Here is a 19,370-nt window from a genome sequence, read left to right as displayed (position 1 = left end):
CGGACTATCGGAGATTATGCCGGTATGGCGATCCAGCGCTGTTCCCGGTGGCTGCGCACTATTGCATCAATGATGAACATAATGGTGGCACCGTCGTGGAAGGTTGCGAAGTCGCAGGGATCGACCTGCGGCTGTTTCCCTTCCCGAATATAGGTATAAAAGCGCAGCATCATGTTTTTAAACGCATCGGGCCAGCCTTCAATGTGGCCGCCGGGAAAATGGGCCTGGCTGGACACATCCGCATTCATCAACGCCGGATCATCACACAGTAGTTGATTGGGGCGGTCCCGCTGCCCGATCCACAGATTTTGCGGCAGTTCCTGATCCCAGGCCAGAGACGCCTGAGCGCCATTGATTTCAAAGTGCAGGCGGTTTTTTCTGCCGGCGCTTACCTGAGATACCGTCAGACTGCCGCGGCTGCCATCATCAAAACGCAGCAGGATGGCGGCGAAGTCTTCGGTGGTCACGGGTTTGTCCTCATATTCCGTCGCCGCATCCGGACCGCCAAAGGTAGCCGTCGCCTGGCGGCTGGCCTTACGCGTGGGGTAGACGGTGGCGAGGTCCGCCATCACTTCGACGATTTTACGGCCGGTGACAAACTGGATGGTGTCGCACCAGTGGGAGCCGATGTCGGCGACGGTGCGGGACAGGCCGCCTTTAGCGGCATCGACGCGCCAGTTATAGTCGGTTTCGTAGAGCATCCAGTCTTGCAGGTAACCGCCGTGTACGGCAAACAGACGACCCAGCGCCTCCTGGCGGATCATGCTGGCCGCCTGCTGCACCATCGCGAAGTGGCGGTAAACAAAGCTGACTCCATGAACGATGCCTTTTTCCTGCGCCAGCGCGACCAGTTCGCGGGCTTCCTCGCTGGTCATGCAGAGCGGCTTTTCGGAAAAAATGTGTTTGCCCGCCAGCATCGCTTTGCGGTTGATGGCGGCATGCAGGTAATTGGGCGTGCAGTTGTGCACCACATCCAGACCGGGATGGTTCAGCAACGCGTCAACGTCGCCATAGGCATGGGGGATAGCTAACTGGCGGGCTTTTTCCTGCGCCAGTGCAAGAGTGCTGTCGCATAGCGCGACCACATTGACGAACCCTAACCGCCGGATAGCTTCGATATGCGCAGGCCCGATGAAGCCTGAACCGATAATGCCGACATTGATCATGACGCGTTTTCTCCTTTCAGCCCCAGCATGTTCCTGATGGCCTGGCGATCGCTGGTGGTGGCGGCAAAGTCATCAAATGCTTTGCCGGCCACGGGGATGATGTGACGGCGGATGAACTCGGCCCCTTCCCGCGCGCCGGTTTCCGCCTCTTTCAGGCAGCATTCCCATTCCAGAACCGCCCAGCCCGGATAGTCATACTGCGCCAGCTTGCTGAAAATGGATTTGAAATCGATCTGACCGTCTCCCGGCGAGCGGAAGCGCCCGGCGCGTTCGGTCCAGGGCTGATAGCCGCCGTAAACGCCGCTTTTGCCGCTGGGTATAAACTCGGCGTCTTTCACATGAAAGGCCCGGATTCTGTCGTGGTAAATATCGATAAAGGCGAGGTAATCCATCTGCTGCAACAGCATATGGCTCGGGTCGTACAGCACATGGCAGCGCGGGTGGTCGTCAACCGCATGGAGAAAACGCTCGAAACTGACGCCATCGTGCAGGTCTTCCGACGGGTGCAATTCGTAACAGAGGTCAACGCCGTGGTGATCAAAGACGTCCAGGATTGGGCGCCAGCGCTGGGCCAGCTCGTCGAAAGCCTCTTTGATTAACGTTTCCTTGCGCGGTGGCCACGGGTAGAAATAGGGCCAGGCCAGCGCGCCGGAGAAGGTCGCATGGGCGCGCAATCCCAATTTTTCTGACGCGGCGGCGGCGTTTGTTAACGCGCTTACCGCCCATTGCTGCCGCGCTGTTTTGCTCTGGCGAACGGCAGGCGGCGCAAAATCGTTAAAGGCGTGATTGTAAGCCGGATGTACGGCAATCAACTGGCCTTCGAGATGGGTGGAGAGTTCGCTAATCACCAGCCCGTATTCAGCCAGGCGTCCGGCGACGTCGTCGCAATAGGTTTGGCTGTGCGCGGCCGTTTCCAGATCAAAAATGTGCGGATGGTTGCAGGGGATCTGGAGCGCCTTGAAACCGAGGCCAGCCGCCCAGCCGGCTAGCCCTTCCAGTGAATTAAAGGGCGCCTGTTCCCCAATATACTGCGCGAGAAATAAACCCGGCCCTTTTATTGTTTGCATTCTGCCTCCCTATGTAATGGCTTAACGGTTGTCTTGCTCTTGATATTTAAAGGAAAGAAGGAAAATAAACGCGATGACGGCGGCCATAACGGCCGGGATCCACCAGAAGGTGACCCAGTTGTGTACCTCGGGCGGCGTGGTCTGTCCGAGCAGCCGGTTATACAGCGCGCCAGAGATTTGCGAGCCGAGCAACATGCCAATACCGTAGGTAAACATGACAATCAGGCTTTGCGCCTGACCTTTGACCTTGTCGCCGGCAACGCGATCGGTATAGATAAAACCGATGACAAAGAAAAAATCGTAGCAAACGCCATGCAGCAAAATGCCGAGGTACAGCAGCCCACGCCCGGTCTCGCTGACGCCAAGGGCAAACAGCGCATAGCGGAGAAACCACGCCAGCATACCGATCAGCAGCATGTATTTGATGCCCAGACGGCGGAACAACAGCGGGATAATCAACATGAAAAAGATTTCCGACATCTGGCCGAACGACATCGCCGTGCTGACGTCTTTAATGCCGAGATCCGCGAGGAATGACGCGGTGTAGGCGTAGTAAGTACCCAGCGGAATGGAAATCAGGGTGGCGCAGACGGAAAAAATCAGAAAATGACTTTTCTTCAGCAGGGCGAAGGCGTCGGCGCAGAACAGATCGCGCAACGCCAGCGGCTGGCCTTTGGCCGGCGCCGGCGTATGGGGCAACGTCAGGCTATAAACGGCCAGAATGACGGAGCACACCGCGGCAAGCTGGAAAATCATCACGCTGGCGGCAATGCCGGTAACGCCAATCAAGATCCCGGCGACAATCCAGCCTATCGTGCCGAACACGCGAACCACCGGAAAGGTTTTTTCCGCACTCGCCAGACTGTGGAAGGCAATGTTGTTGGTCAACGCCAGCGTCGGCATGTAACACAACGTGTAGGCGAACAGCAGTGCAATCAGCTGTGCGCCATTTTCGCTTGCCAGCGCCTGCGGAACACACCACAGGATCGCCGCGCCGGCCAGGTGCATCACCGCCATCACTTTCTGCGAAGGGAAAAAGCGGTCAACCAGCATGCCGAGCACAAAAGGGGACAGGATGGAGGCGATAGGCCCGGCCGAGAAAGCGTCGCCAATCAATGAGGACATGTTGTGCTGCGTCATCACCAGCCCCAGCGTGACCGACCAGCTTCCCCAGATAAAAAATTGCATAAACATCATGAACGACAACCGGGGAACGAGCAGTTTATGCAGTGATGTTTTTAATTCGGTACTCATAATTGAAGAATCCATACTCTCCCGCCTTTTAAAAGTAATCGATTACAAAGTGCCTTCAGGTAGAAAGTAATCGATTACTTTACTGAACTCTCTGGGTACGTTTTGGAAATGCGAGATTTATCACAGGAAATGCGTATGACAGAACAGAGGGATCGCAGCAAATCCGGTGTTACAGCAAATCAGGCTGGCAACTCCACGACGGCGATGCCGGTGTGCTGGACGCCGGCCGGGCGAATCAGCCCAGCGTGAAATGCGCCCGAAACTGTTCTAACGCCTCTGCGTCATCTCCCTGCGCCCACCCTTCCAGCGCTATCGGCCCGCGGTAATCCACCTCATGCAGCGTTCTGGCGATGTACCGGTAATTGATCTCGCCGGTTCCCGGCTGGTGGCGGCCCGGTACGTCGGCCACCTGGATTTCCCCGATAAAGGGGTGACAGCGGCGAATCAGCTCGGTGAGATTGCCTTCGCCGATTTGTGCGTGATAGAGGTCGAGATTCATCTTCAGGTAAGGGCTGTTGACGGCGGCAACCAGCGCGAACGTTTCGCTGGCTTTGGCAAACGGCGTTCCCGGGTGGTCGACATCCACGTTGAGATTTTCCAGCGTAAAAACGCGGCCGTATTGCTCGCCCAGGCGGGCAACCTCATGCAGCGCGGCGGCGGCGTTTAACCACATTGAGCCGGTAAGGGTATCAACCGGCGTTACCGGCAACCCGCTGGCATCCAGCACGCTGCCGGTGAGATTAAGGTTCAGACAATCCAGCTTGTCGGCCGCGGCCAGCGACGCCCGAGCGGTGGTTAATAGCCGGCGGATCCCTTCACTATCGGTGAGGTTCCCGGCCAGAAAACCGGACATGGAGGTAAAGCGGGCGCCGGTAGCCGCCAGTGCGGTGAGGTCCTTGTGTTCCCAGCTCCACATTTCAACGCCGAAACCCAACGCATGAATATGCCTGACGCGTTCGATGAACGGGAGTTCAGGGAAAACCATTTCGGCGCAGACGGAGAGCGGATTGTTCATGTCGGTGCGTGACCTCACGGTGGCGTTGCGCATGTCATGTGCCATGCATGCAGGTTGATCTCTGGCGGCGCTTGCTCATTGCCGGCGTAACTTCGCGGATAAATTGGCGAATGGGTAAAAATATTGCATAGACAGCCTGTTCATGACCCGGTAATTTTGTGATCTGCGTCAGATTATTGCCTGCGGGCAGGGCTATTGAACGCCGGATTCTGGGGTGATGTTTTTTCTGAGTCGTGTTGTTCTCTGAATAATTCGGGTTGTTCTCTGAATAATTGTTCTCTGAATAATATTGTTGAGGAGATGTTCATGGCGGGTTCAGCGCGTGCGGTCATGATTGCCAAAGGGTTGCAGACCATACTCAATTTCGGCCTGTTGGTGCTGGCGGTGATTCTGGTGATCTTTCTGGGCAAGGAGACCTGGCATCTGGCGACGGTACTGCTGGTCAGCAATGAGAAAGAGTCGTCCTATATGCTGATCGAAAGCCTGGTGATTTATTTTCTCTACTTTGAGTTTCTGGCGCTGATCGTGAAGTATTTCCTGTCCGGCTATCACTTCCCGCTGCGCTATTTTATCTACATCGGTATTACCGCCATCGTGCGGCTGATTATCGTCGACCATAAAAACCCGGCGGATACGTTCATCTATGCCGGGGCGATCCTGATTCTGGTGATCACGCTTTATCTGGTCAACAGCCCGCGCCTGAAGCGGGAATAACCACCAAAGAAAAAGCCAGCTCAAGGGAGATTGAGCTGGCCAAGGAGGTGGTTCCTAGTAGCATAACTACGCTTATTTTTCGTTTTGTATTTTCTCAGCGCTGCAATAGTAACCAGTTAGCCAGGTCATTGATGTGATCTGATTCTAAAAAATGTCACAATTGGTACGATAGTGTCACCTTTTTGTTATTTCGCGTGTGGATTGCGGGTGTTGGTGCCCGGCAGATTACGCAGCAGCAACGCATATTCCAGCGCGATGTCGTCCGGCACCGGCAGATACACCGTATGACCGTCACCCGGCGCGACATCGATCGCCTGACCTTTCGTGTTGAGCAGGGTATCGATGGTGAACTGGATGTTGCCGCCCGGCGTCATCATTTCCACGCTGTCGCCGCGGGAGAACTTGTTCTTGACCGCCACTTCCGCCAGCCCGTCGCGCCGCTCGCCGGTAAATTCCCCGACAAACTGCTGCTGGTCCGACACCGAATAACCGTAGTCGTAATTCTGGTAATCCTCATGGACGTGGCGACGCAGGAAGCCTTCGGTGTAACCGCGGTGCGCCAGCCCTTCCAGCGTTTGCAGCAGCGTTGGGTCGAACGGCTTGCCCGCTGCGGCGTCGTCAATGGCGCGGCGATACACCTGCGCGGTACGGGCGCAGTAGTAGAACGATTTGGTGCGGCCTTCGATTTTCAGCGAGGCAACCTGCATGGTGGTCAGTCGTTCCACGTGCTGAATGGCGCGCAGGTCGCGCGAGTTCATGATGTAGGTGCCGTGTTCGTCTTCAAACGCGCTCATGTATTCGCCCGGACGCTGCTTCTCTTCCAGCATGAATACCTTGTCGGTGGGCGCGCCGATACCCAGCGTCGGTTCCACTTGAACGGCGGCGTCGAGCTGCGTGACGGCAATCGGCTCGTGGATGTGTACGATGTTGCCGACGGCGTCCTCTTTACCTTCCTGCACGTTGTATTCCCAGCGGCAGGCGTTGGTGCAGGTGCCCTGATTCGGGTCGCGCTTATTGATATAACCGGACAGCAGGCAGCGGCCGGAATAGGCCATGCACAGCGCGCCGTGGACGAAGATTTCCAGTTCCATTTCCGGCACCTGGGCGCGGATTTCGGCAATTTCTTCCAGCGACAACTCGCGCGACAGAATCACCCGGCTTAGCCCCATCTGCTGCCAGAATTTCACCGTCGCCCAGTTAACGGCGTTGGCCTGTACCGACAGGTGGATCGGCATATGGGGAAAGTTTTCCCGCACCAGCATGATCAGGCCGGGATCGGACATGATCAGCGCGTCCGGGTTCATTTCGACCACCGGTTGCAGATCGCGCAGGAAAGTTTTCAGTTTGGCGTTATGGGGCGCGATGTTAACCACCACGTAGAATTTTTTGCCCAGCGCATGGGCTTCGCTGATGGCTTGCGCCAGCGTCTGGTGGTTGAATTCGTTGTTGCGCACGCGCAGGCTGTAGCGGGGCTGGCCGGCATAAATCGCATCAGCGCCATAGGCAAAGGCGTAACGCATATTTTTCAGCGTACCGGCCGGAGAGAGTAATTCCGGTTTGAACATGGTGTTTTCTCAAGTCTGATCACAGGTCAGGCTGTTCCCGGGCGGGAACAGTAAAGGCGGCAGATTCTAACGCCAACGGCGGGAAAAATCAGTAGTCAGCTTACAAAAAGTAAGCCTATTGGCGCGCCGGGCTGCCGATGGCCGGACGACAATCCGGCCGTCGGCGGCGATCAGGCGGTGCGGATACCGGCGGACGGGCCGACCAGTTCGCGCTGGTGCGGGCGCTCGAAGTCCACCAGCGGCCCTTTCGGAATGATGGCGGTGGGATTAAGCCAACGGATGCTGTAGTAACCGGCTTTGATGTGGTCCAGCTTGACCGTTTCTTTGACCCCCGGCCACTGATACAGCTCGCGCAGGTAGCCAGAAAGGTGCGGGTAATCTTCCAGACGACGGATGTTGCATTTGAACGCGCCGTGGTAAGCGGCATCGAAACGCACCAGCGTAACGAACAGCCGCCAGTCGGCTTCGGTCAGCGCGTCGCCCGCCAGATAGCGGTGGCGGGCCAGATGAGCTTCCACCGTATCCAGCGATGCAAACAGGTTTGTGACCGCTTGATCGTAGTGCTCCTGGGTTTTGGCGAAACCGGTTTTGTATACGCCGTTGTTGATGTTGTCGTAAATCAGGCTGTTCCAGCGGTCGATTTCCGGTTGCAGCGCCGCCGGGTAAAAGTCCAGCCGGTTGCCGGTCAGGTCATTGAAGGCGTGGTTGAGCAGGCGAATGATTTCCGACGATTCATTATTCACGATGCGGCCTTCTTTACGGTCCCACAGCACCGGCACCGAGACTTTACCGGTGTAGTGCGCCTCGCTGGCGGTGTAGAGCTGGTGCAGGTAACGCACCGGCGCTATCTTATCGCCGGCATCCTGCGGGGTGCTGAATTCCCAACCCTGTTCGCCGATGCGGGGTTCCGCCACCGACAGTGTTATCACGTCTTGTAAGGCTTTCAGGTTACGGTAGATCAGCGTGCGGGATGCCCACGGGCACAGGTACGAGACGAACAGTTGATAACGCCCGGCTTCCGGCACCAGCGCCGTTGCGCGAAACAGCGTTTCCTGACGGTGAAACGCGCCGCCTTTGATTTCTTCGGCCGCTACATCGCCATCGACCCATTTGCCATTGACTAATCCCGACATGCTTACCCTCATCATGATTATTTTATTTAATGAGTATGCTATACCCGCCATCCCCCACGTTGCCGGCGCATGTTGTCCCGCAACGTGAATACTTAAGTTATAGCAGTTGGAAGCTGAGAGAAAATTGCAAATTTTTAACCGAGTCGGACAGTTTCTTTGACGGCTTGCCGCATGCGACAAGCCGGCGCCTAGATTTCCTGGCTGACGGCCGCTTCCCAGCGGTAACCGATGCCGTACACCGTGCGGATAAACGAGGTTTCCCGATCGAACATTTCCAGCTTGCGGCGCAGGTTCTTGATGTGGCTGTCGATGGTGCGGTCGGTCACCACCCGGTAGTCGTCATACAGATGGTCGAGCAACTGTTCGCGCGAAAACACCCGTCCCGGCTCGGCGGAGAGGGTTTTCAGCAGCCGAAATTCGGCGGGCGTCAATTCCAGATGACGGCCCAGATAGCTGGCTTGATAACGGTTCTGGTCGATCAGCAGCGCGGGCAGCGCATCGCCCGGCAGCGGTTCATGTTGCCAGCGGCAGCGGCGCAGCAGGGTTTTCACCCGGGCGACCACTTCACGCGGGCTATAGGGTTTGCAGATATAGTCATCGGCGCCGATTTCCAGCCCCAGCAGCCGGTCGATTTCGTCGGTGCGGGCGGTCACCATGATGATCGGTACGTTGGAAAAACCGCGAATGGCGCGGCAGAGCGTCAGGCCGTCACGGCCCGGCAGCATCAGGTCCAGCAGGATGAGCTGGCAGGGATGCTCCCGCACCCAGGGTTCGACCTCTTCGCCCTGCGTCAGCCAGTGGGTGTGATAACCCGATGCCTGCAGGTAATCCACCAGCAACTGGGCCAGTTTGGGCTCATCTTCAACGATCAGCACCGGCAGGCTTTCATCACCTGCCGCTGCGGGAGACGATGCTGTCATGTCGATTCCTGTGTCAGGATAGGTGCAACGGAAGCTCGACGGTGATTTGCACGCCGCCGAGCGCGGAGTGATCAGCATACAGGCGTCCATCGTGCGCCTCAACGATATTGGCGCAAATGGACAACCCCAGCCCCGAGCCGCCGCTGGCGCGGTTGCGCGAGCTTTCCGCGCGGTAGAAGCGCTCGAAGATCAGCGCCAGCTGTTCATCGCTGATGCCGGGGGCGCTGTCGCGCCAGTGGATAATCAGCCGCTGCTGGCGCAGTTCGGTTTCCACCTCCAGTTGGCCCTCATTGTCAGTATAACGCAGACTGTTTTCCATCAGGTTGTTGAACAGCTGGTTCAGACGGTCGGGGTCGCCAAACACGATTGCCTCGGGGTGAAGACGGGTGGTGAGCCGGATGCCTTTTTGCTGGAAACGTTCTCTGAACGCCGCCACCGACACCTGCAGCAGGGCGCTGGCGTTGACGGCGGCCTTGCGATAAGCCAGCGCGCTCAAATCGGACAGCGACAGTTGGTGCAGGTCGTCCACCAGCTTGGTCAGCAGCGCGACCTCCGACTGTAGCGAGCCGAACGCTGCGGCGTCCGGACGGCGTACACCGTCCTGCAACGCTTCCAGTTCGCCGCGTAATACCGCCAGCGGGGTGCGCAACTCGTGCGAAATATCCGCCATAAAGGCGCGGCGCGACTGCTCGTTTTTCTCCAGCGCCGAGGCCAATTGGTTAAAATCCTGCGCCAGACGCCCCAGTTCGTCGCGTCCGTTGGCGGAGACCCGGGTGCCGAAATCCCCGCCCGCCAACTGGTGGATGCCGTTGACCAGCCGTTTGACCGGTGCCAGCAGGCCGCGCGACATCATCCAGGTCACCATCGCGGCCAGCAGGGTGGTGAAGGCGACAATCAGCCAACTGGTGCGCTGTTGCTGGTGGTCGAAGCTGATATCGGCGCTGCGGGTCAGCCCTTCCACCGGCGCGGCCACCAGCCAGCCGACGGTCTGTTTTTTCACGGTCAGCGGCTGCCAACTGCTGCCGGCGGGCATTGGAATCGGCGGGCCGATCAGACGGCGGCGGTTCTCATCCGTGACCCAAAACCGGGTACGCCAGCCCTGCATGGCTTCATCGTTGTTCTGCTCCATTGCCCGCAGCATGGGGAAAATACCGCGCTCGTTATTGTGCAGAAAATCCCAGTTGCCGTACTGCTGGTACTGCTCTTCCAGCCACCCGCGAATCTGCACCACTCGTTGTTCGTTGCCGCGGCGGATGTAGTCGATAAACCCTTTCTCGAAGCTGAGCCGGACGCCAAAGTGCATGATGACCAGCACCAGCATGCAGGTGGAAAAAATCGCCAGAAACAGTCTGGCGGTAATGCCGAATTTCATCATTCACCTCATGAAGAACGGGTCAGCGTCGCCTGTTGAACGGTATCGGTCGGCACCCGGTTGAAAATCAGCGCCGGGAATGCCATCACCACCACCATGCTGAGGTAGGTATACAGGAAAACGGTGTGGGTTTCCGGCGCGCCGCTCACCAGATGTTGATTGGCGAAAATACCCAGCAACAGGCCGGCGATGGTCACCCCCATACTGGTGGATAACTGCATCGACATCGACAGCAGGCTGTTGCCGCCGCTGGCCAGATCGTCCGGCAGGTCCTTGAGCGTCAGAGTATTCATGGTAGAAAAGCGAATACCGTTCACCATGCCGACCAAAAGCAATACCACCGGCATCATCCAGTACCAATTCATCAGCGCCACCAGCGCAAACAACAGGGTGGCCAGCGCCAGCGTCAGGGTGGAGGCAATCAGTACCGCGCGGTAGCCGAGCCGGTTGACGATAAGCACCACCAGCCGTTTCATCCCCATGTTACCCAGCACCAGCGGAATCATCATCATGCCGGCGTGAAACGGCGTGTACCCCAGTCCGATTTGCAGAAACACCGGGGTCATGAACGGCAGCATACCGCTGCCGATGCGCGCCAGCCAGCCGCCGAACAGCCCGATGGTAAAGCTGCGGGTGTTGAACAGCCGCAGGTTGAACAGCGACTGTTCGTTGTTTCTGGCGTGCAGCCAGTACCCCAGCAGCGCCAGCAGGCCGGCCAGCACCAGCGCGCTTAGCGCCGGCGCCGACAAACCGAGGCTTTTCTGCCCGTCCAGCGCCAGCGTCAGGGTGCCCATCGCAATGACCAGACAGACAAAGCCGCGCAGGTCGAAACGGCGCGACGGCATGGTGAAATTAGGCATCAGCCGCCAGGTGGCGAGAGCGCCGACCAGGCCCACTGGAAGATTGATCAGGAAAATCCAGTGCCAGCTGGCGTACTGCACCAGAAAACCGCCGAGCGTCGGCCCCATCAGCGGGCCTACCTGCCCCGGCAGCGTGACGAAGGTCATCGCCGCCATGTACTGATCGCGCGGCACCAGCTTCATCACCGTCAACCGGCCGATAGGCACCATCATCGCGCCGCCGACGCCCTGAAGCACGCGGGAAAACAGCAGTTCGTTCAGGGTGGTGGAGCGGGCGCACAGCAGCGATCCGAGGCTGAACAAGACGATGGCGGAGAAGAAGACGTTCCGCACGCCAAGCCGGTCCGCCAGCCAGCCGCTGGCCGGCAGCATCATCGCCACCGTCAGTACGTAGGCCACAATCACGGCATGCATGCGCAATGGGCTTTCATTCAGGCTGATCGCCATGGAGGGCAGGGCGGTGTTGACGATGGTGGTGTCCAGCGCTTGCATAAAAAAGCCGAAGGCCACGATCCACAACTGCCAGCGCACGGAGGCGGGCTGATTGGTCATGCTTGGTGTTACTCCCGGGAATATCCTGTCCCTTGCAGGCGCCGGGGCGAACCCCGGCGAATTATTACAGGTACGGCTGGCGCGGCATCAGGCCGACGGTTCGGTATGCGCGGTCGCGTCAGTGCGTTCGCGGCGGCGCCATTGCAGACGATCAAAGAACAGGTACACCACCGGTGTGGTGTACAGCGTCAGCAACTGGCTCATCACCAACCCGCCGACGATAGTGATGCCGAGCGGCTGGCGCAGCTCCGAACCGTCGCCGCTGCTCAGCACCAGCGGCAGCGCGCCGAACAGCGCCGCCATGGTGGTCATCATGATCGGGCGGAAACGCAGCATGCAGGCGCGGAAAATCGCCTCGCGCGCCGGCAGCTTCCCTTCGCGCTGCGCCACCAGCGCGAAGTCCACCATCATGATGGCGTTTTTCTTCACGATGCCGATCAGCAGCAGAATGCCAATTAGCGCAATCAGGCTGAACGGCTTGTCAAACAGCTCCAGCGCCAGCAGCGCGCCGACCCCGGCGGACGGCAGGGTCGAGAGAATGGTCAGCGGATGGGCGACATTCTCATACAGTATCCCCAGCACGATGTAGACCGTCAGGATCGCCGCGATGATCAGCACCACCTGCGAATGCTGCGACTGCTGGAATGCCAGTGCGGTGCCGGCGAACTGGCCGCGCACGGTAGGCGGCACCCCCAGCGCGGTCATGGTGCGCTCGATGGCGGTGGTGGCGTCCGACAGGCTGGCGCCTTCCGGCAGGTTGAATGAGAAGGTGGCGGCGGCCGACAGCCCCTGATGGTTGACCGCCAGCGGCGCGTTGGCCGGTTGCCAGCGGGCGAAGAACGAGAGCGGTATCGGCTTGCCGTCGTTGTTGATCACAAACATCTTATCCAGCGAACTGGGGTCCTGGGTGTAGGCTGAGTCCACCTCCATCACCACCTTGTACTGGTTCATCGGCTGGTAGATGGTGGAGATTTGGCGCTGGCCGAAGGCGTTGTTCAGCAGCGTGTTGACGCTGGAGACGTTGATGCCTAGACGCGCCATCGCGTCGCGGTCGTATACCATCATCAGCTCGGCGCCCTTGTCCTGCTGGTCGGAACTGACGTCCGCCAGTTGCGGCAGCTTGCTCAGGGCATCGCGAATTTTCGGCTCCCAGGTTCGCAGCACCGCCAGGTCATCCGACAGCAGCGAGAACTGGTAGCCGCCGTTGGCCTCGCGCCCGCCGATGCGCACGTCCTGCACCGCCATCAGGTACAGGTTGGCGCCCGGCTCTTTCGCCAGGTTGGCGCGCAGTCGGGTAATCACCTGCTGGGCGCTGACATCACGCTGGGAGAGCGGTTTGAGGCTGATGAACATCGAGCCGCTGTTGGTGCGCATGCCGCCGGTGAAACCGGTGACGTTATCCACCGCCGGGTCGGCGCGCACGATGGTCATGAAATCCTGCAGTTTGCGCTTCATCGCCTGGAAGGAGATGCTCTGGTCGGCCTGGATAAAGCCCATCAGCCGGCCGGTGTCCTGCTCGGGGAAGAAGGTTTTGGGGATACTGATGTACAACCAGACGCTCAGGCCGATAGTGCCCAGCAGCACCATCATTACCCAGCGCGAGTGGTTCAGCACCCATCGCAGGCTGCGGCCGTAACCTTGCTGCAGCCCGAGCAGCAGCCGGTTGAAGCCGCGGGTGCGCGGCTGGCTGCGGGGCGCGTGAGGGCGCAGCAGCCGGGCGCACATCATCGGCGTCAGCGTGATCGACACCAGCAATGAAATCAGGATCGCCACCGACAGTGTAATCGAGAACTCGCGGAACAGACGCCCCGGCAGGCCGTCCATGAACAACAGCGGAATAAACACCGCGATCAGCGACAGGCTCATCGACACCACGGTAAAGCCGACTTCCCGCACCCCTTGCAATGAGGCTTGCAGCGGCTTCATCCCCGCTTCGATATGGCGAGAAATGTTCTCCAGTACCACGATGGCGTCATCCACCACAAAACCGGTGGCGACGGTCAATGCCATCAGCGACAGGTTGTTAAGACTGAAGCCGCACAGGTACATGGCGGAGAAGGTGCCAATCAGCGATACCGGCACGGCGATGGCTGGAATCAGCGTGGCGCGCCCGGAGCGCAGGAACAGGAACACCACCAGAATCACCAGCGACACCGCGATGGTCAGCGACCGTTCCACATCGCGCAGCGAGGCGCGGATGGTGGGCGAGCGGTCCTGCGCGACATCCAGGGTGATCGATGCGGGCAGCAGGGCCTGCAGTTCCGGCATGGAGGCGCGGATGGCATCCACGGTGGAAATGATGTTGGCGTCCGGCGCCCGGCGGATCATCACCAGAATGGCGGGTTTGGCGTTGGTCATCCCGGCGTTGAGCACGTTCTGCACCGAATCCTTCACCGTCGCCACATCGCTCAGGCGCACCGGCGCACCATTGTTGTAGTGGACGATCAGCGAGCGATAGGCGTCCGCGGTTTTCAGCTCGTCGTTGGTCTGAATCTGGTAATGCGTGCTGCCGCTGTCCACGCTGCCGAGCGGCTGGCGCACGTTGGACTGGGCGATCGACTGGCGCACGGCGTCCAGCGATACGCCCTGATTGAACAGCGCCTGCGGGTTGAGCGCCACCCGCACCGCCGGCAACGAACTGCCGCCGATGGTGACGTCGCCGACGCCGTCGATCTGCGAGACGCGCTGGGCGATCTGGGTAGAGGCGTAGTCGTACAACTGGCCAGGACCGTAGGTGTCCGATGTCAGCGTCATGATCATGATTGGCGCATCGGACGGGTTTACTTTTCGGTAATAGGGGCGGCTCGGCATGCTGCTCGGCAACAGGCTCTGGGCGGCGTTGATCGCCGCCTGCACGTCGCGGGCCGCGCCGTTGATATCGCGCTCCAGCGCGAACTGCAGGATGATGCGGGTATTGCCCAGCGAACTCATCGAGGTCATTTCATTGACGCCGGCGATGCGGCCCAGCGAGCGCTCCAGCGGCGTCGCCACCGACGACGCCATGGTTTCCGGCGACGCGCCGGGCAAGGTGGCGGTGACCGAAATCACCGGGTAATCCACCTGCGGCAGCGGCGACACCGGCAGCAACTGATAGCCGAGTAGGCCGCACAGCGCTATCGCCAGCGCCAGCAATGTGGTGGCGACCGGGCGATGGATAAACAGCGCAAAGAACTTCACTGTGCTTCCCCTTCCTGCGGCTGACGGCGACGCAGACGATGCGCCAGGCGGTCAAACAGCAGATAGATCACCGGCGTGGTGAACAGCGTCAGCACCTGGCTCATCACCAGCCCGCCGACCATACAGATGCCGAGCGGGCGGCGCAGCTCCGCGCCCACGCCGGTACTGAACATCAGCGGCACGGCGCTGAGCAGCGCCGCCATCGTGGTCATCAGGATCGGGCGGAAACGCAGCAGGCAAGCCTGATAAATGGCCTGATACGGCGTCATCCCCTGTTCGCGTTCGGCGGCCAGCGCAAAATCGATCATCATGATGGCGTTCTTCTTCACGATGCCGATCAGCAAAATGATGCCGATGATGGCGATGATGTTCAGATCGCTGCCGGCGATCATCAACGCCAGCAGCGCGCCGACCCCGGCGGTCGGCAGGGTGGACAGAATGGTGACCGGGTGGATAAAGCTTTCATACAGCACGCCCAGCACGATATACATTGCCACCACCGCGGCCACCACCAGCCAGATGGTGCTGGTCAGCGCCGACTGAAACGCCAGCGTGCTGCCCTGAAAGCGGGTGATGATGTCGCTGGGCAACTGCATCTGTTGCTGCGTCTGCTGAATGACTTTCAGCGCATCCCCCAGCGCGTAGCCGGACGCCACGTTGAACGAAATGGTGGTGGAGGGGAACTGATCGATATGATTGACAGACAACGGCCCCTGACGCTCTTCCACCGAGGCGATGCTGTTGAGCGGTACCACGCCGCCGCTACTGTTGATCAACCGGATATCGTCCAGCGCCGCCAGCCCGTTGCTGCTGTCGTGGCGCTGCTCCAGCACCACCCGGTACTGGTTGGACTGGGTGTAAATGGTGGAGATCAGTCGCTGACCGAAGGCGTTGTACAACGCGCTGTCCACCTGCGACATGGTGATGCCGAGACGGCTGGCGCTGTCGCGGTTGACCTTGAGGTAGGCCACCGCGCCGCTGTCCTGCCAGTCACTGCTGACATCCTGCAACTGCGGCAGTTTCTGTAGCTCGGCGGTCAGTTTCGGCACCCAGGTGCTGAGTTCGTCCAGCGACATGGTTTGCAGGGTGAACTGATACTGGGTGCGGCTGACCTGGGTATCAATGGTCAGATCCTGCACCGGTTGCAGATAAAGCTGCACGCCGGGCAGGGCGGACGTCCGTTGTTGCAGTCGTTCAATCACGCCCTGAATACGGTCGCTGCGCTCATCCAACGGTTTCAGGTTGATCTGCAATCTGCCGCTGTTGAGCGACGGGTTGGTGCCGTCGACGCCGATAAACGACGAGACGCTTTCCACCGCCGGGTCCTGCATGATAAGCGAAGTGACCTGCTGCTGTTTGTCCACCATGCCGGTGAAGGAGATGGTTTGCGACGCCTGCACGGTGCCCTGAATGATGCCGTTGTCCTGAATCGGGAAAAAGCCTTTGGGGATCACGATATACAGCAGGATGGTCAGCACCAGCGTGCTCAGCGCGACGCTGAGGGTAATCCACGGATGGCTGAGTACCCGCGTCAGACCACGGCCGTACCACGCGATGACCCAATCAAAGAATTTTTCGCTGGCGCGGGTAAAACGGTTCTGCTGGCTCAGCGAGTGATGGCTGAGCAGGCGTGCGCACATCATCGGCGTCAGCGTCAGCGACACTACGGCGGAGATCAGGATCGACACCGCCAGCGTCACGGCGAACTCGCGGAACAGGCGACCGATGATATCGCCCATGAACAGCAGCGGGATCAGCACCGCGATCAGCGAAAAGGTCAGCGAGATAATGGTAAAGCCGATTTCCCCCGCGCCTTTCAGTGCCGCCTGCAGCGGTTTTTCACCCTTCTCGATATAGCGGGCGATGTTTTCGATCACCACGATGGCGTCATCCACCACGAAGCCGGTGGCGATGGTCAGCGCCATCAGCGTCAGGTTGTTGATCGAAAAACCGAGAAAATACATGGCGGCGAAGGTGCCCACCAGCGACAACGGCACCGCGATGCTGGGGATCAGCGTCGCCACCGCGTTGCGCAGGAACAGGTAAATCACCATCACTACCAATGCGATAGCCAAAATCAGCTCAAACTGTACATCGTCCACCGACGCGCGGATGGTGGTGGTACGGTCGGTGAGCAGGGCGACGTCCACCGACTTGGGTAAACTGGCTTTCAGCGTCGGCAGCAAGCTGCGGATGTGGTCGGCGGTAGCAATCACGTTGGCTCCCGGCTGACGCTGAATGTTGAGGACAATCGCCTGATTCTGGTTAGCCCACGCTGCCAGATAGGTGTTTTCCGCCGCCTGCTCCACCGTGGCGACATCCTGCAGCCGCACCGGGGCGTTGTTTTTCCAGGTAATGATCAACTGGCGATAGTCATCGAGCGAACGCATCTGGTCGTTGGCGGAGAGCGTGACCGAACGCGCCGGGCCGTCAAAGCTGCCTTTGGGGGTGTTGACGTTGGCGGCGGTGATGGCGGTGCGCACCGTTTCGCTGCTCAGGCCGTAGGCAGCCAGCGCGCCCGGATTGAGCTTAACCCGCACCGATGGCCGTTGTCCGCCGGCCAGGGTAACCAGCCCGACGCCCTCCACCTGGGCGATTTTCTGCGCGATGCGCGTTTCGATCATATCCTGCACCTGCGTCAGCGGCAGGGCGGTGGAGGTGACCGCCAGCGTCATGATCGGCGGATCCGCCGGGTTTACCTTGCTGTAGGTGGGCGGAAACGGCAGATCGCTAGGCAGCAGATTGGTGGCGGCGTTAATGGCCGCCTGCACATCCTGTTCCGCCACATCCAGCGGCAGCGTAAGCTGGAACTGCAGCGTGATCACCGACGAGCCGCCGGAGCTTTGGCTCGACATCTGCTTGAGGCCGGACATACTGCCGAACTGGTGTTCCAGCGGCGCGGTGACCGCCGAGGTCATGACGTCCGGACTGGCGCCGGGGTACAGCGTAACAACCTGAATCGTCGGGTAGTCCACCTCCGGCAGCGCGGAGACCGGCAACGCGCGATAGCCTACGATCCCGGCCAGCAGGATGGCGATCATCAGCAGCGTGGTGGCAATCGGCCTGAGAATAAACAGGCGCGACGGCCCACCGCCGTCGAGCGGCGTGGCGTCCTGTAACGGCGTCGGCTCCTGCATCAGGATTTCTCCGCTTTATGCTGACGTTTTTCCGTGCCGGCGGTGGATTTGGTATCCGCCGTTGCGGGCGCCAGCACTTCAACGCGCGCGCCTTCGGTCAGGCGATCGATCCCGTCGGTAACCACCCGTTCGCCGGCGTTCAACCCGGTCGAGACTACGGTTTGCTGGCCGTACTGAATACCGGTGGTGACTATGTGTTTGCTGACCTGATCCTGGTCGTTCAATACCCAGACAAAGCGCCCTTCGTTACCCATCTGGATCGCGGCCGACGGCGCCACCACCACATTTTGCAGGGTATCCACTTTCATCTTGATATTGACGAACTGATTGGGGAACAGCGCATCGTCGGCGTTGTCGAAGCGGGCTTTCAGTTTGAGCGTACCGGTGGTGGCATCGATCTGGTTATCCATACTCAGCAGCCGGCCCTGGGAGAGAATGTGTTGATTGGCGCGATCCCAGGCTTCCACCAGTACCGGCTGACCGGATTTCTGCGCTTTCAGCACGGTGGCGATATCGCTTTCCGGCACGGTGAAAACGGCGTCGATAGGGTGGGTTTGCGTTAACACCAGCAGGTTGTCGGTGCTGGTGACGTAGTTGCCGATGTCAATCTGACGCAGGCCGACGCGGCCGCTAAACGGCGCGGTGATGCGGCTGTAATCCAGCTGCAACTGCGCGCTGGCGACCGAACCCTGATCCGATTTCACCGTCGCTTCATACTGGCGCACCAGCGATTGCTGGGTATCCAGTTGCTGGCCGGAAACCAGACTGGTTTTGGACAGTTGCTGATAGCGGGCCAGATCCTGACGGGCGTTGACCAGCAGCGCCTGATCTTTAGCCAGTTGCCCCTGTGCCTGCGTCAGCGCCACCACGAACGGCCGCGGATCGATTTCCGCCAGCAATTCGCCTTCTTTGACCTGTTGTCCTTCCTGGAAGTGGAGTGCCATCAACTGACCACTGACTCGGCTGTGCACCGTGACGGTGTTGGCGGCGGTAACCGTCCCCAGACCCGACAGGTAATAAGGCACCGAGGAGGAAGAAGAGAGCGCGGCCTGTACCGGCGGCGGCGCCGAAGAACCGCGGCGCCCGCCGCCGCTCCGGCCTTGTCCCTGACGGGTGGATTGCTGTGTGCTGGTTGCCCCGTTGGCGGGTTCTGGTTGTGATGGATGAAAATAACGCCAGGCGAAAAACGCCGCGGCAATAACGACAGCCAGTATCAGAAAACGAAATAAGCGTGCGGCGTTCATAGCTATGGAAGGAACCTCCAATCAGCACAGGCCAAGATAAGCCCATGAAACACTGAATATTATGATACTAGTTTAAACAGTGAACCGAGGACAAAAATGGAGGAAATATGGAAGATATGTCAGGGTTTGTAGAAAAAGAATCCCCGGCGCGGTGAACGCCGGGGATCGTATGCCGGGTGTGTCAGCGAGATGTC

At 59.5% G+C, this 19,370-nt stretch carries 13 protein-coding genes; 1 reads left to right on the top strand and 12 read right to left on the bottom strand.

Annotated elements, in window-relative coordinates; translation table 11 throughout:
* Positions 1-14 precede the first annotated feature (14 nt).
* The 4 genes from DDA898_RS15520 to DDA898_RS15505 form a co-directional block, all read right to left on the bottom strand.
* Positions 15-1,166 carry a Gfo/Idh/MocA family protein gene (locus DDA898_RS15520; protein WP_038911669.1) on the bottom strand — a complete coding sequence of 384 codons (1,152 nt, stop codon included), beginning with the start codon at positions 1,164-1,166 and terminating at the stop codon, positions 15-17.
* Positions 1,163-2,233 (bottom strand): sugar phosphate isomerase/epimerase family protein, encoded by a 1,071-nt coding sequence (locus DDA898_RS15515; protein WP_038911668.1) that lies wholly within the window; start codon positions 2,231-2,233, stop codon positions 1,163-1,165. The genes DDA898_RS15520 and DDA898_RS15515 overlap by 4 nt, the downstream gene beginning before the upstream one ends.
* A 21-nt stretch (positions 2,234-2,254) precedes the next feature.
* On the bottom strand, positions 2,255-3,487 hold the full coding sequence (locus DDA898_RS15510) for an MFS transporter (protein WP_161624728.1): 1,233 nt from the start codon (positions 3,485-3,487) through the stop codon (positions 2,255-2,257).
* A 235-nt stretch (positions 3,488-3,722) separates the two neighbouring features.
* A complete protein-coding gene (locus tag DDA898_RS15505) occupies positions 3,723-4,547 on the bottom strand; it encodes a TIM barrel protein (protein ID WP_236616677.1) in 825 nt (274 codons plus the stop codon).
* A gap of 261 nt (positions 4,548-4,808) precedes the next feature.
* Between DDA898_RS15505 and psiE the strand changes: the two genes are divergently transcribed.
* Positions 4,809-5,216 (top strand): phosphate-starvation-inducible protein PsiE, encoded by a 408-nt coding sequence (gene psiE, locus DDA898_RS15500; protein ID WP_033111988.1) that lies wholly within the window; start codon positions 4,809-4,811, stop codon positions 5,214-5,216.
* A gap of 185 nt (positions 5,217-5,401) precedes the next feature.
* Here psiE and trhP read toward each other — a convergent pair whose 3' ends face one another.
* From trhP to DDA898_RS15460, 8 genes are all read right to left on the bottom strand, one after another.
* Complete coding sequence (trhP, locus tag DDA898_RS15495) at positions 5,402-6,781, bottom strand: prephenate-dependent tRNA uridine(34) hydroxylase TrhP (protein WP_038911666.1); 1,380 nt, start codon at positions 6,779-6,781, stop codon at positions 5,402-5,404.
* 170 nt (positions 6,782-6,951) lie between these two features.
* Positions 6,952-7,914 carry a glutathione S-transferase family protein gene (locus DDA898_RS15490; protein ID WP_038911665.1) on the bottom strand — a complete coding sequence of 321 codons (963 nt, stop codon included), beginning with the start codon at positions 7,912-7,914 and terminating at the stop codon, positions 6,952-6,954.
* A gap of 188 nt (positions 7,915-8,102) precedes the next feature.
* Positions 8,103-8,834, bottom strand: coding sequence for an envelope stress response regulator BaeR (gene baeR, locus DDA898_RS15485; protein ID WP_033111987.1), 732 nt, complete (start codon positions 8,832-8,834; stop codon positions 8,103-8,105).
* A gap of 13 nt (positions 8,835-8,847) precedes the next feature.
* Positions 8,848-10,206: an envelope stress sensor histidine kinase BaeS gene (baeS, locus tag DDA898_RS15480; RefSeq protein ID WP_038901751.1), complete on the bottom strand. Its 1,359-nt coding sequence runs from the start codon at positions 10,204-10,206 to the stop codon at positions 8,848-8,850.
* 8 nt (positions 10,207-10,214) lie between these two features.
* Positions 10,215-11,618, bottom strand: a complete 1,404-nt coding sequence (gene mdtD / locus DDA898_RS15475) for a multidrug transporter subunit MdtD (RefSeq protein WP_038911664.1) — start codon at positions 11,616-11,618, stop codon at positions 10,215-10,217.
* 87 nt (positions 11,619-11,705) lie between these two features.
* Positions 11,706-14,795 carry a multidrug efflux RND transporter permease subunit MdtC gene (gene mdtC / locus DDA898_RS15470; RefSeq protein ID WP_038911663.1) on the bottom strand — a complete coding sequence of 1,030 codons (3,090 nt, stop codon included), beginning with the start codon at positions 14,793-14,795 and terminating at the stop codon, positions 11,706-11,708.
* Complete coding sequence (locus DDA898_RS15465) at positions 14,792-17,932, bottom strand: MdtB/MuxB family multidrug efflux RND transporter permease subunit (RefSeq protein ID WP_038911662.1); 3,141 nt, start codon at positions 17,930-17,932, stop codon at positions 14,792-14,794. The genes mdtC and DDA898_RS15465 overlap by 4 nt, the downstream gene beginning before the upstream one ends.
* Positions 17,932-19,176, bottom strand: coding sequence for an MdtA/MuxA family multidrug efflux RND transporter periplasmic adaptor subunit (locus tag DDA898_RS15460; RefSeq protein WP_038911661.1), 1,245 nt, complete (start codon positions 19,174-19,176; stop codon positions 17,932-17,934). The genes DDA898_RS15465 and DDA898_RS15460 overlap by 1 nt, the downstream gene beginning before the upstream one ends.
* Between the last annotated feature and the right edge of the window lie 194 nt (positions 19,177-19,370).

It is taken from the genome of Dickeya dadantii NCPPB 898 (genome assembly GCF_000406145.1).
GTDB lineage: Bacteria > Pseudomonadota > Gammaproteobacteria > Enterobacterales > Enterobacteriaceae > Dickeya > Dickeya dadantii.
Note: the sequence above shows the minus strand (reverse complement) of the source record. Positions and strands in the feature narration are given on the sequence as shown.

Coding starts and splice junctions, on each gene's coding strand:
- baeR (WP_033111987.1), bottom strand. CDS start 8,834: ATGACAGCATCGTCTCCCGCAGCGGCAGGTGATGAAAGCCTGCCGGTG.
- DDA898_RS15505 (WP_236616677.1), bottom strand. CDS start 4,547: ATGGCACATGACATGCGCAACGCCACCGTGAGGTCACGCACCGACATG.
- DDA898_RS15490 (WP_038911665.1), bottom strand. CDS start 7,914: ATGTCGGGATTAGTCAATGGCAAATGGGTCGATGGCGATGTAGCGGCC.
- DDA898_RS15520 (WP_038911669.1), bottom strand. CDS start 1,166: ATGATCAATGTCGGCATTATCGGTTCAGGCTTCATCGGGCCTGCGCAT.
- mdtD (WP_038911664.1), bottom strand. CDS start 11,618: ATGACCAATCAGCCCGCCTCCGTGCGCTGGCAGTTGTGGATCGTGGCC.
- DDA898_RS15510 (WP_161624728.1), bottom strand. CDS start 3,487: ATGAGTACCGAATTAAAAACATCACTGCATAAACTGCTCGTTCCCCGG.
- baeS (WP_038901751.1), bottom strand. CDS start 10,206: ATGAAATTCGGCATTACCGCCAGACTGTTTCTGGCGATTTTTTCCACC.
- DDA898_RS15460 (WP_038911661.1), bottom strand. CDS start 19,176: ATGAACGCCGCACGCTTATTTCGTTTTCTGATACTGGCTGTCGTTATT.
- psiE (WP_033111988.1), top strand. CDS start 4,809: ATGGCGGGTTCAGCGCGTGCGGTCATGATTGCCAAAGGGTTGCAGACC.
- DDA898_RS15515 (WP_038911668.1), bottom strand. CDS start 2,233: ATGCAAACAATAAAAGGGCCGGGTTTATTTCTCGCGCAGTATATTGGG.
- DDA898_RS15465 (WP_038911662.1), bottom strand. CDS start 17,932: ATGCAGGAGCCGACGCCGTTACAGGACGCCACGCCGCTCGACGGCGGT.
- trhP (WP_038911666.1), bottom strand. CDS start 6,781: ATGTTCAAACCGGAATTACTCTCTCCGGCCGGTACGCTGAAAAATATG.